This is a genomic window from Nannocystis pusilla (assembly GCF_026626665.1).
Lineage (GTDB): Bacteria > Myxococcota_A > Polyangia > Nannocystales > Nannocystaceae > Nannocystis > Nannocystis pusilla.
Map to the genome: position 1 here is coordinate 535,471 of NZ_JAPNKE010000002.1, position 12,125 is coordinate 547,595.

Genomic DNA, 12,125 nt, shown 5'->3' on the forward strand with positions numbered 1-12,125 from the left:
TGGCTGTGGGCTATCTTGTCGTGCTCGAGGATCGGGCTCTCAGCATGGCGCCGTTCCGGGCGCAGATCCAGGAGTTGATACGGGCTGCGCGAAGGGGCAGGCGCTTCATTCGCGTTGAATCCATGGGGCTTAGCCTGTCGCAACCAGACCTAGTTGAGGCCCCCCGTCCGTGGCGCGTCTGTCCCGGCGGACAGCCGATGGTCATACTGCTCGTGCAGGACGGGCGTGCTCCAGCGCTCCGCGGCGGTGGCTTGCGTCGATGGCTGGACGGAGCGCCGCCCGGGAGCCTGATCGCGTGGATCCACCCGTGGGATCAGGATGCATGGATCCGCACGCCGGTCACTGGATTACGGGTCGGTCGTCCTCCTCCGCGAGGCACTGCGCTGCCACTGATACCGCTGACCGGCTCGGGTCTCGAGATGCTCACTCCCTGGGCGCAGCGCCGCGGACCGGGGGGACTGCTCGGGGTGGAGCTACCTCGACGTGGGCGAAGTGGGGCGCTCGTGGAGCTGAGCGAACTCGTCGCGGCGTTCCAGTACCGGGCCCATCCGTTGAGTCGCGCCGCGGTGGGCCTCGCGGCGGGGGTACCAGGCTGCGTCGATCTGGACCTGCTGCGAGCGCTCGGCACCCAGCTGACGATGGGCCGGATCACTCCGACGCACCTCGCCGAGGCGATGACCAGCGGGCTCTTTCGTCGCAGTGGGGAGGGTGAGTCCACTGTGATCGCCTTCGTGTCGGAGCAAGCCCGAAGAGAGGGCTTGCGCTGGCTGCCCCGCGCCGACCTGCCGCGCATCCTCAACTACGTGATCCGCTACGTCGAGGATGGCCTCGATACCGATCCGTGGCTCTGCCTGCCAAGCCTTCCGCTGCTGGTTGCCCTTCACAACCGGCAGGCGCCGCCGGAAGGGGTCGAACTGAAGGTTGGGAGGATCGGCGAGCTCAGGGCATGGGTGAATGCGACGGGCTTCGTGGTGCATGAAAAACTGCGGACGCTGATGGATGGAAGCGCAGAGCTCGTGCGTCCTGTGACGCGGCGGAATCACACCGCGCCGTCCATCCGTGAAGTGGTGTTTCGTGAGCGCGAGCGGCTCCGTGAGATCGTCGAAATGGGGCTGCGGCAGCTCGACTTGAGCGTCGACCAGGCCGACGAGCCGGTCGACATCACCGATGTCGTCGAGCTCGAGCTCTCGATAGACCACATCGAGGTCGCGGAGCACGAGGCGAGCGCGCTCGTACACCTCTCGGGAAAGGCCATGCTCATGGGCTCCTTCAGCCGCACGGACTACGACAACGCGATCTCCGACTCTGAGGACGGGACGTGGCACAATGCAGAGACAGTCTACGAAACGGCAACTTTTAAGGTCCGTTGGAATACCGGCTTTGAGGTGTGGACAGACTCGGAGACTGTTCATCCTTTGTCCGGCATTCCAAAGATTCACATCGATTCTTCGCACTTTTTCCACGATGAACTTGACATACTCTCGTCGGAACCGAGCGAAGGTTACGATGAAGACGATCACGAACCGCTCGAGCAAGACGATTTCGAGCCGAAAAACTCGGAGCCCGAGCCGTCTGAACCCGATGGCCAAAATCTGCCAGAAGTTGACGATTTTGCACCGGAAGACCACGAGCCCGAATCGCCGGAGCCAGTCGAACTCGAGTTTGAGTCGTCCGAAACCAACAACCAGGAGTCCGAGCCAGGCGAATTTAGACGGCACGACCACGAGTCCGAGACGCCCAAAGCCGGTGATGCTCTACCCGAATCCGACGACCCAGAACGAGGCGACTTTGAAGACGCGTTTCCAGAGCCGGATGAGCGAGAGCCCCAGCCGTCTGAGCTGGAGGAGCTTGGCGCACAACCCGGTTTGACGGTCCTGGCGTCGGAAGAGGACGATCGCAACCTGTTTGAAGCCTGGTGCGCCGGCGATCTCAGGGCCGGCAACGTCCTGGCCAAGCGCCACTACGCGCGGTTGCGGCGGTTCTTCCTCAGCAAGGACGAGCAGCACTACCAGGACCTCACGAATCGGACCTTTCTCGAGTGTATAAAGTCGCGGCACAACTTCCGCGGCGATATCACCTTCCGCGGCTACCTGTTCGCCATCGCCTACCGCGTGCTCTGTCGCCACCTGCAGGAGCGCCGGCGCAGAGACTTCGAGTCGTTCGACCCGGAGGTTCATGCCGTCGTCGACACCGAGTTGCCGGAGATGTCGTCGTACGTGTTAGCGAACGAGCAGGCGCGCATGCTGCTCGAGTGTTTGCGAAGGCTCACGATTAACGCCCAGACTGTGCTTGAGCTGCGCTACTGGTCCGACCTGACAGAGCCTGAGATCCAGGAGGTGCTCAAGCTGAAGTCGCGTGAGACGGTGGCCGGGCGGCTGCGCGTAGCCAAGGCTGCGCTGCAGCGCGAGTGGGCGCGCGTGCAGCCTGGACACGCTCTGGCGGACGCCGATTTTGACGCATGGATGCTGGAGATCCGCGGGCACGTCGATGCGAAGAACCCGCGGAACGTGTGACGCTGCCTGTCTGGAGACGACCGAACGTGAGCCGGAGCGGTTTGGGAAGTTGCGGGTGCTAGTCGTCACGTTCACGGAGGAAACGCGCGCGACCGCAGCCCGGTGAAGCGGATCGTCCGCAACTCGCTGAACCCCCACTCCGAGGTCGCGTTCGCAGCTGTTGTCACGCTTGACAGGGACCTCGCGCGATCCCCAAGATTGCTGCTGCATGTCCTCCGGCAGCAGCGAGGTCCACGTCAACCTGCGCGCGGACGGCACGGTCGAGCGCACGCCGATCCCGACTGGGCAGCACACCACGCTCGTCGTGCATCGGCCGAAGGTCTATACCTCTGAGCCCGCGTGGACCTCGTACCTGCCTGCGAGCGTGTTGCTGCTGCCGCGGGTCGGTCCTCATCACCCCTGGGCGGCGCTCGTCGCGTGGTTGCGCCACGGGCAGCAGCATCTTGAGCATGGCGGGCTGATCGTCGGTCACCGGGAGGCAGGGGAGCCGGAGGACTTCGGCGAGCTTCGCGCACGCGCGGTGTTGCACTTCCTGCGCGACGAGCAGCAGGCGTGGGTCGAGCTCGCCGCCGCGCACGGCCGCGTGCAGGACACCCAGAGCTACCTCGACTACCTCCACCGCGTGGGCGGCTGGCCCACGGGGGTGCCGGCCATCTCCGACGTCGCCGACGCCGCCACGGCGCGCGCCGTCGAGGAGTTCCAGCGCACGTATAACCTGGCCTTTCGGGCAGACATCTTCGAGGACGGGATCATCGGCGAGCAGACGCTCGGTGCCCTGTTCGAGGTGGCGAAGACCGAGTTCGTGCATTGGCTGGAGCGCAACGAGACCTCGCTCGACGCGCTCCAGTTCTACGACGCCAGCGAGGTTATGCGCGCCGATCCCGGGTATGACGGACGACGATGGGTGCAGCTGTTGGCGATCCCGTTCGCCGACCGGTACGAGCTCGCACGGGAGCCCGTAGGGGCCGGGCTCTATCCCATCGCGCGGATGTTGAAGCTGCCTGTCGTCGAGGCCCACGCGCCGGCCTATCACGTGCTCGAGATCCGTCTGCTGGACGAGTGGGGCCAGCCGCTCGTCCGCCAGGCGTACGAGCTGTCGGTCGCCGGTGAGACCCGCTTCGGCGAGACCGACGAGCAGGGCCTGCTCGCCGAACCGTACATGCCGCCCGGCACGGTGACCCTCCGTCTTGCCGACGGCGCACCGGTGCTGTTCCACGACCTCTACCAGATCCGCGACGTCTGCTCGCAGGACGACGACGACGATGACCTGCTCGATCTCGAGGCCGCCCACGACGAGCACATGGCGGAGGACGTAGAGGGTGGCGAAGATCTCGAAGATGCACCGGACGACGAGCAGGTCGACGAGGACGACGACGTCTGGGGCTCTCTCGCCGAGGATGAAGAGCATGCGCCGTGAATCGTTCGTGGGTCTATTGTTGATCGCCTGCAACCCCCGGCCGCCGGAGGCCGAGGCGCCCGCGCCCAAAGCGGAAGCATCTGCCCCGCAGGCGGCCCCGGCGCCGGACGCCGTGCATCCTCCCGACGCGGCGCCCGCCAAGTCCGGCGTGGCGTTTCAGTCGCCGGCGAAGATTCCCGGCGAGCTCGCCCCGAACCTCGAGCTCGGCGAGGCCGAGCGGGCGGCGGTTACCGCGGCTTGTAAGGAACTGGGCCCGATCGCGCCGCTCCAGTGCGACGCTACCCGCCCGCTCCCCGACTATTTGCTGGTCCGGCTGTTCGGTCAGGCGCCCTCGATGACCGGCTACCAATGGCACGTCCTCAAGCGCATCGACGGCCGCTGGGTCCGCATGGAGCTGCCGCTGGACTCGTTCGAGGACGGCGCCGACGCACCGCGCTGGCCGGACATCGTCTGTGCGGTACAGACGCGCGAGCCGAAGCTCGCCCCCGATCAGGGCGTCGTCCGCGTCATGCACCCCGACCTCAACCTCGATGGCCGCGACGACCTGCTGATCGAGTGCCGCTCGCCCGAGGGCGGCCACGACCTGCGGTACTGTCTGTCCAACCGTAACCTGTGCGAGGAGCGGGTGTGGCTGCGACAGTTCTGGGACGGCAAGCTAGCGATCGACGCCGACGTCGAATTCCGCGATGGGTGGTTCGTGCGGACGATCCGGACCGACACCCGCAAGCAGCTGAAGGGCGGCAATCTGCGCGTCGAGGGCGTGAACACTCCCGATCCGGGCCGCTGAGCCGTCACTGCCGCTTGCGCACGTGGCGCGAGTCCGCCTCGGTGCGCTGCTCGCGGGAAGCTGCTGTGAAGATATCGAGCGAAGAGATGCAAGAGTGCGCGGATGCGAGCGTTGGCACGAACTCTATGAACTGTTAAGAACAAACTTGGGTCGGGCGCGATGGAGCGAAATTGCTCGCTGGGCGCGCGCGACGGCGGTTCGACCATGAACGAAGGCGAAAAGATCCATGTCTTCATCGATACTTGCACGTTGGAGAAATTTAGGTTTGATCTCAACTCCTCCCATCTGCGAAAAGTTCTGGATGCAGATGAGGTTGTGTTGCACACAACGAAACTGACGATGCTAGAGTTGCATGAGCGTATGAATGTTATCATTAGAGAGATTCGACACCTGTCAGCTAAGGTGTCGCGGGTCGTTCGAGAGGATGAGTGGAAGGAGCATCATCTCGTGCCAGATGCGTATCGTAAATGTTGCGGATTCGAGCACGACGGTGCCGGAGCCGATCTCGGAAAATTGATTGAGTTGTATGTTGGATGCCGGCTCCCCTTCAAGAAGAGCAAAAAGCCTCAGTTTCGAGACGCTCTTGCGATGCTTTCGTTGCATCATTGGGCCGCGACGAACAAGGTTTTTGTGCTGACCGTATCAGAAGACGGGGATTGGGCTGGGTCCCCAGATTTTCCGTGGTTTAAGCGGGTGGCGCTGGCTGACGTGATCAGCGAATTGCACAAGATGGACGTCGAGCGCAGAGCTCTCGACGGTGACAGGGTCGCAGAAGAGCTGGAACGAGCGGAGTCTGAACTTCTCGAAGCACTCACGGCGGTCACGCCAGGCATCAGAGAGGGTTTCCAAGTCAGGGTGGATCTTGTCTCCTCGGTGAGAGTGGTTGTGCAAAATATCCGGAAGGCTGGTTGTGAGCTCATCGCCCGGGCCTCGTTCGTCGCGCAAGGTTCGGGAGATGTCTTTGACGCTTTTGAGCATGAGTGGGATCTTTCTGAACCCGTATCAGGTCTCGTGGAGGCGATATTTACCGAGAATTACGTTCTGGTCGAGGTACGGGCGATCGAATGGAACGTCGAGCTGCCGTATGACCCGGCGCGCCCTCGAAGCGGAGCCCTCAGTGCCCGCAAGAAATTCGAGGAATGAGTTCGTCGCCGAGGGAGCGCGAGAGCACGGCGCGCTGGTTACGTGCGTAGCCGAGTGGCCGCGCGTCTATGTGCCATCTTTGGTTATCGCCATCATCTGGTCCAGCAATTTCGCTGTGGCGGCCTCGAGGCGTTCGCTCCGCTGCAATGTTGTTTCTTCACCCGGTATGCCTAAAAGGCGGATCTGGGTGAGAAAGCTAAAATATGCGGTCTGAATGTATATCAGGCGTGATGCGCCATTTTCGATGTTTCGGCGCGGAGCAGTTATTAGCGCAGCAATCGTCGCTGCGGCTCCCATGCCACCAGTGGCTGCGGTCCAGATATTTGCGTCGCCGCCAGCAAACACGGAAATCGCTGTAGCGAGCACCAAGAATAACCCCGCTGACAAGGCCGCGATGTTAGCCAACTGCCCTCGCCTAAGAGATTCGCGTGTGTGCGTGAGGGTTTCGTCGACGAGGGCCCTCATCTGTGTCGCGTTCAAGCCCATGGCGACTTCGAGCTCGGTTCGGTCGGTTTTGTCAATTGCCTCGAGAGCCTTTTCCACTTCCTGTACCTTAACAGCCAGCTGTCCAGCAGGTGACGTTCCGGTGGCAATTTGTCTAACGTTTGTTCTGATTGCCCGCTTTAATAGATAGCGGTGACAGCCGCGGACGACGTAGTCGAGCTGATTGGGCAGTTCAGAGGCGGCGGAGTCAGACAGGATGTTGTAGTATTCTCGAAGGCGGTTCCGCCAGCTTGAGGGGACATCTTTTAGGGTGGCCAACTCTGATGCACTTAGGACTAGGCATACGGGAAATGTGAGGGTGCAGATTGCAGTAGCTCTTGCGTGGGTGGCCATGCAAACGCGATAGGGTTCAGGAATATGCAATTGCTTTTCCTGAGCTCAGCATCTCAACGGCCTCGCTCAATCTTGCGTGATTGGGATCGCTCTCGACGAACTCGGAGTTTCGGACCCAGGCGCATAACGCCGAGGCAAACTCAGGCGAAACTCCGAGGAGCAGGATGCGGAGCTTGACTTGTTCAGAATTCATGATCTTGAAGCGAGTCTGCGTTGAGGAAATTGTCCGGGGAAAATCCTGTCAAGAGTATCCTGGCAGGTCTGCGAATCCAACTGCCCGGCTTTCCGTTGTGAGGAGCTACCGTCGTGCAGAACCTACGCGCGTTGTGCTCGTCTGCTTATGGAGATGTTCACGTCCCGGACGAACTGCTCGAAGCGCCGCGAGGGGGCCGTGGGAGTCCTGTCGCCGCGACATCGCCGCGGAGCCGGACACGGGGATGAGCAACGAGCCGTCAAGTGCGCAGGCGAGCGTAGGACAACTTAGCCGCGTGTGCGGAGCTCGTCGTCGCTGACCATCGACTGCGTCAGGTCGGTGGTCGTCGGTACCCCGTAGAAGAACGACAGATCGAACTTGAGCGCCAGGATCGCGCCCACGGTGGTGGCCTCGAATACCGGGACGCCGCCGAGCGGCTGCGACGCCAGACGCTCGCGCGTGCCGTAATAGGCGAGATACAGCAGGTCGTGCTTGAGTTCGCGGATGTAGCGCGGATTGACCTTGGCGGTCAGCGGGGGCGAGTCGCCGTACTGCGGCTGATTGTCGTTGTTGCCGGGGCGGAGGACGTATCCGCCATAGGGCCGGATGCCGAGGCGAACGCCGACCGCTGGCCCGACCTTCGCCGGCGAATAGTCCGCCGCTTTGCCGGGGACGGTCCAGCGCTCCGAGGCGCGCTTCCACAACGCCACCGCCGCGTCGAACACGAGCGGGACGATCACCTCGAGATCGGGCGGCGCTTTACGCAGGTGATCCGTGAGGTAGACGAGGAGGCCGTCGCGGCCGTTCCGCACGCAGGCGGGGCAGGGGACCGCGGCCTTGTCGGCCTCGGCGGCGTCGTGGCTGGGGATGGCGTCGTGCTCGTACAGCAGCTTGAGGGTCGCCAGGTCGAGCAGCGGCACTCTGACCTTCAGCGAGCACTCAGCGTGGGTACACGTGACCAGTATGTCGGCATCCGTCGGCATCGTTCGGTCCTGCGGGAAGGGTGGTCACGGCCCCGGGGTGCGGGGCACGTCGGTCAGCTCAAACCGACACTTGCCCGTCTCGATGTCCTCGACTCGCACGCCGGCGGCACCGTCGAGCGCGTCGGCCCGCACGGAGTTGTCGGGGAGTCGCAGCTTGAACTGCGCACCGGCGAAGGAGCGCCCCGGCTCGTCGCCGTCCACGACGGTGACCGAGACCCAGGTCAGCGCACTGCGCGCCGCCCGCTCCAGCGCTGGATCGGGTTGTTCCAGCCGCCTCACGCCGGGCCCTTGCCACTCTCCGTGGGTGTCGGGTAGTTCCATCAACACGAAGTTGTCCACCAGCAGCCGCTCGAGGGCAGGTCGGGGATCGCGGCCTCCGGCGGCCAGGGCGGCGATGAGTTCACGAAATCTGTACGTCCCCACTGAGCCCCGCAACAACGCATCCGCGATCGCGGCCGCATCTGCAGGCGAAATCCGCTGTCCGTCGTGCGCGCCCCACCCCCAGGATCGAATCACCCGGATTCTCCGGCTCACACCGAGTTGGATTTCGGCCTCCTCGTCGAACATCGACCGTGATGATAGAGAATTTGCGCGGCATTGACCCGTCGTGTGCCCTTCGGTCCCCCGCGACCTGGCGCGAGTACGCCCGTTGATGGATGCAGCACGACCGATCGAGCGTTTTCGCTCGGTCTGCCCCCGTTGTCATGAGTCCGGGAGCGAGGCAGCGACGAAGGTCGCGTGCGACAGCAGCTTCGCAGCTTGTCCGCCGGGTATCCGGCGTGCGATGAAGGAACGATGCAGGCCCCTCGGTGGGAGTTTGATGCGTTGCCACCTTCGGGTGCGCGCCGGGGCGGTGACCCCGCCGAGTATGCGTTCCCAGGCACGCTACACACGTTCGTGCGGGAAGCTCTGCAGAACGCGAACGATCAGAGCCTGAGGTCCGGGAGCACGCGAGCCGAAGTCCACTTCGACGTCGAGGAGCTGAAGGGCGCGGAGCTCAAGGAGTTCCGCGCGGCGATCGAGTGGGACACGCTCGTCCGCCACATTCAGGGAGCGGCGGCCGTGAAGGGGTCCGGAAATTCCGCGCTCTCGCGGACAGTTTGAGTGGATCGAGCCCGCTCTTATTGCTGCGAGTCGAGGACCGGGATACGTCCGGGTTGGTCGGAGGCGAGGACGAGAGCGAGTCGAATTTCTGTGCGCTGTGCCGCGACTCCCTCTTCAGCCACAAGCAGAGCGAGGCGGCCGGAGGTAGCTACGGGCTCGGCAAGTCGGTGTACTGGCGGTTCTCGGCGTTCTCGACCGTCGTGTTCCACTCGTGCCTCGCCTCGGGCGAGCATGCGGGCCGGCATCGCTTGATCGGTCGGGTGGAGCTGCCGAGCCACGCGGTGGACGAGCGCCGCTTCAGCGGTCCCGGTTGGTTCGGTCGTTGCGTCCGCGTCGAGAACGGCGTGCGCGCGGAGTCATTGTGGGACCAGCAGGCGCTCGGCCTGGCGAAGCGCCTCCGGCTCGCTCGGCCGTCGGAGGTCACGGGGACGACGATCCTCGTGGTCGGCTTCCGGGACCCGACGCAGGAGGCTGTGGAGGACGCCGCCCAGCTCCTCCAGCGGATCAGGGAGAGCGCGGCGCGTTTCTTCTGGCCAGCGATGCACTTCCCTCGCCCGCTGCGGATCGTCGTCGGGGGCGAGCCCGTGGTCCCGACAGACGAGGTTCGTCCCTTCGTGATTGCATGGCAGGGACGCGATCAGGCGAAGGGCCGCCTCGAGAAGCCTGGCGACGTGGCGCGCCGATCGATCTCGCTCCATCTGCCACGCCGTCGGGAGGAGAAAAAGAGCGTCCAGAGCACCGGGGGCAGTGCGAGCTCGTGGTTCGGCTCGCAGAGCCCGAGAGACCTAGTGAGCTGGATAACACGGTTGCCATCTTCCGGGGCCCCGGAATGATCGTGAAGTACTTGCCGGTCGATCCGGCGGGCGCACGGCGCTTCCATGCGATTCTGTCGTGCGGCGAAGGGCGGGCCCCAAGAGCGCTACGGACAGTGACCGGTACGCCGAGGCGTTCCTCCGCACGAGCGAGCCGCCAGGCCATGACGAGTGGCAGGTGACGCCGCGACTCAAGGAAGACTACGTCCAGGGAGGGGCGCGAAGTTGTTCCAGCTCTTCGAAGAGGTGCGGAAGGAGGTGCGCGAGCTCCTGTCGCCGGCGACCACGGAAGCCCAACGAGGGCCCGAACTGCTGCAACGGCGCTACCCGCTCGGCGGGGTAGGCGACCCCGCGTCGCCGACCGGCGCCAGTCCGTTCGAATTCAAGGGGCTCGAGGCGAGTTTCAGCGAAGGGCAGTGGCATTTCTCGGGCGCGGTGGAGCTGACCACGTCCGGTCGCGCATGGACGGCAACGATCGCCCTGAAGATGCTCGGGGAGGACGGCGTCGAGGTCGAGCGCCTGAGGATCGCGGAGTTTTCCCTCCGCGAGGGCAAGCGCGGCAGCTTCCAGCATTGCGAAGACGGGACCGTGGCTGTCTCGGCGGGCGCCAGCGTCGACGCTCTCAAGTTCTCCGGGGTCAGCGAGGCGCTGGCGGACCCTCATCAGCTCTGCGAACTCGGCCTCGAGATCCGGGGCGAGCTCCTGGCGAAGGGAGGCGCATGAGCTCCAAGAGCCGGCACATCGCTCGCTTCATGCCGTATGCGTGCGACCGCGAGGGGGTGAAATTCCGCTCGGTCCGGGCGGCTGTCGATGGCCAGGCGCGCGGCGAGCTCGCGTCGGGCTCGCTGTTGACAGCAGGGATGGAGTGGCGCGAGCTGACGCTCGCGGTTCACCTCGAGTTGAACCCGCAGATCCTTGAGAGGGTGGTGCATCCCGACGAGATGCCGCGACCGCCGGTGGCGTTGGTGCTCGCGCTGCGGTGCCGCGAGGCGTTCCTGTCGCGCTCGCACCGCATCACGCTCGCGGACCCGACCGCGGGCCTTTACGAGTGCATACTCGCGGCGCGACGTGAAGAACTCCGGGGCGAAGTCGCGGTCACGCCGTATCTCGTGCGTACCAGCAGCGGCACCCGGCGCCCCGGCTATGCCTGGAGGCGCGGCGCGTGGCTGGCGACGGGGGAACCCTGGACCGTCCTCATCGACGAGCCGAAGCCTCGCGTGGGCGACAACCTCGAGGTGCTCCGCAAGCGCTTCTCCGAGGCGCAGGAGGTCCCGCCCGCCGACCGCGCCAACTGGTTCTTCTTGCAGCTCGACAGCGGAGCGCCGCGGTTGCTCCTCAACGAGGAGCAACCCGAAGTGATGCGCGCGCTGCATGACACCTCGGCGAAGGGACGACGAGCGGCCGTCCGCGATGCGCTCTACGAGCGGCTCGACGCGGCAATCTGGCCCGCGCTGCTGCTCTATGCGGCGCGCGCGTGGCTCGACGGCGAGGGCGATGTGTCCTCGTGGCAGGAGAACGTTCTGCGGCTATGGGCCAAGCGGCTCGGCGCGCCGCGGGGCGAGCTCGAAGCCGAGGTGCAACAACTCGCGGAACGGGCGACGGAGACGCCTGCGAGCTTCGTGCTCGAGATCAACGCGGCGCTCCAGCGCGACGACCAATCCAGGACTGCCCGTCTTCTCGCGGAGGCGCTCTCGTGATCCTGCGGACTTTACTCCCCGAGGGGCGCCGGTTGCTGACGAGCGAGTTCTTGCACGGACAGCGCCCGAACTGGTCCGAGCAGGAGTGCGCCGGCCTCGTCGCGGAGATCGAGCGCTCGATCAGCATTGAGGCCTTCTGCGAGGTCGTCGAACGAGCGTCCAGCAGCGGGCAGGTCAAGGCCGAAGCCGACGGTCGGCTGGCGGTCGAGATCCACAGGAGCCTGCGGCTTCACCGGCGCGAGGCGGCGGACGTCGGCGTGTGGCGCTACCCCTACCTGACAATGTCTTGTGAGACACGGTCCCCGCGAAGTTTAGAGAGCAGGGCGAGTCCGTGAATCCAGAGCATGAGCAAACCAACCATCCAGAGAAGCGGCAACCCGGAGCAATCGAGTAGGCGTTGTGTGAGCAGGACGAGGTCGTTGGCCGCCGATGCAACGAGTCAGCAACGGCGTAGTCTGGTCGAAAGTCTTGCTGCGCCTGCGGCGGCATCGAGCACCAGGAGGGTTTTCCAAGAGAGCGGCAGCCCGGAGCAATCGCGTAGGCAGGGTGTGAGCAGGACGAGGTCGTCGGCCATCGATGCGACGAATCAGCAACGGTGTAGTCCGGTCGAAAGTCTTGCTGTGCCTGCGGCGACCACGA

At 64.7% G+C, this 12,125-nt stretch carries 12 protein-coding genes; 9 read left to right on the forward strand and 3 right to left on the reverse strand.

The features are described 5' to 3' along the window. Positions 1 to 503 precede the first annotated feature (503 nt). The 4 genes from OV079_RS02630 to OV079_RS02645 all read left to right on the forward strand — a co-directional run bounded on the left by OV079_RS02630 (position 504) and on the right by OV079_RS02645 (position 5,860). Complete coding sequence (locus tag OV079_RS02630) at positions 504 to 2,513, forward strand: sigma-70 family RNA polymerase sigma factor (protein WP_267766032.1); 2,010 nt, start codon at positions 504 to 506, stop codon at positions 2,511 to 2,513. A 364-nt stretch (positions 2,514 to 2,877) separates the two neighbouring features. Beyond that, entirely contained in the window at positions 2,878 to 3,930 is a 1,053-nt protein-coding gene (locus OV079_RS02635) for a peptidoglycan-binding domain-containing protein (RefSeq protein ID WP_267766033.1), read from the forward strand. Then, entirely contained in the window at positions 3,920 to 4,717 is a 798-nt protein-coding gene (locus OV079_RS02640; RefSeq protein WP_267766034.1) for a hypothetical protein, read from the forward strand. The genes OV079_RS02635 and OV079_RS02640 overlap by 11 nt, the downstream gene beginning before the upstream one ends. 204 nt (positions 4,718 to 4,921) lie before the next feature. Further along, a complete protein-coding gene (locus OV079_RS02645) occupies positions 4,922 to 5,860 on the forward strand; it encodes a PIN domain-containing protein (protein WP_267766035.1) in 939 nt (312 codons plus the stop codon). A 66-nt stretch (positions 5,861 to 5,926) separates the two neighbouring features. On the opposite strand, the gene OV079_RS02650 is transcribed toward OV079_RS02645, so the two are convergent. The 3 genes from OV079_RS02650 to OV079_RS02660 all read right to left on the reverse strand — a co-directional run bounded on the left by OV079_RS02650 (position 5,927) and on the right by OV079_RS02660 (position 8,440). Next, positions 5,927 to 6,622 carry a hypothetical protein gene (locus tag OV079_RS02650; protein ID WP_267766037.1) on the reverse strand — a complete coding sequence of 232 codons (696 nt, stop codon included), beginning with the start codon at positions 6,620 to 6,622 and terminating at the stop codon, positions 5,927 to 5,929. 555 nt (positions 6,623 to 7,177) lie between these two features. Beyond that, the gene (locus OV079_RS02655) at positions 7,178 to 7,810 is read right to left on the reverse strand and encodes a hypothetical protein (protein WP_267766038.1); all 633 of its coding nucleotides are present in this window, start codon (positions 7,808 to 7,810) and stop codon (positions 7,178 to 7,180) included. 87 nt (positions 7,811 to 7,897) lie between these two features. Then, positions 7,898 to 8,440 (reverse strand): hypothetical protein, encoded by a 543-nt coding sequence (locus OV079_RS02660; protein ID WP_267766039.1) that lies wholly within the window; start codon positions 8,438 to 8,440, stop codon positions 7,898 to 7,900. A gap of 228 nt (positions 8,441 to 8,668) precedes the next feature. Here OV079_RS02660 and OV079_RS02665 point away from each other — a divergent pair, with 228 nt between their 5' ends. The 5 genes from OV079_RS02665 (at position 8,669) to OV079_RS02685 (ending at position 11,821) form a co-directional block, all read left to right on the forward strand. Beyond that, positions 8,669 to 8,977 carry a hypothetical protein gene (locus OV079_RS02665; RefSeq protein ID WP_267766041.1) on the forward strand — a complete coding sequence of 103 codons (309 nt, stop codon included), beginning with the start codon at positions 8,669 to 8,671 and terminating at the stop codon, positions 8,975 to 8,977. A 20-nt stretch (positions 8,978 to 8,997) separates the two neighbouring features. Further along, positions 8,998 to 9,810: a hypothetical protein gene (locus OV079_RS02670; protein WP_267766042.1), complete on the forward strand. Its 813-nt coding sequence runs from the start codon at positions 8,998 to 9,000 to the stop codon at positions 9,808 to 9,810. A gap of 204 nt (positions 9,811 to 10,014) precedes the next feature. Further along, positions 10,015 to 10,512: a hypothetical protein gene (locus OV079_RS02675; RefSeq protein WP_267766043.1), complete on the forward strand. Its 498-nt coding sequence runs from the start codon at positions 10,015 to 10,017 to the stop codon at positions 10,510 to 10,512. Next, on the forward strand, positions 10,509 to 11,486 hold the full coding sequence (locus OV079_RS02680) for a hypothetical protein (protein WP_267766044.1): 978 nt from the start codon (positions 10,509 to 10,511) through the stop codon (positions 11,484 to 11,486). Before OV079_RS02675 ends, OV079_RS02680 begins: the two co-directional genes overlap by 4 nt. Beyond that, positions 11,483 to 11,821: a hypothetical protein gene (locus OV079_RS02685; RefSeq protein ID WP_267766045.1), complete on the forward strand. Its 339-nt coding sequence runs from the start codon at positions 11,483 to 11,485 to the stop codon at positions 11,819 to 11,821. Before OV079_RS02680 ends, OV079_RS02685 begins: the two co-directional genes overlap by 4 nt. Positions 11,822 to 12,125: the final 304 nt, after the last annotated feature.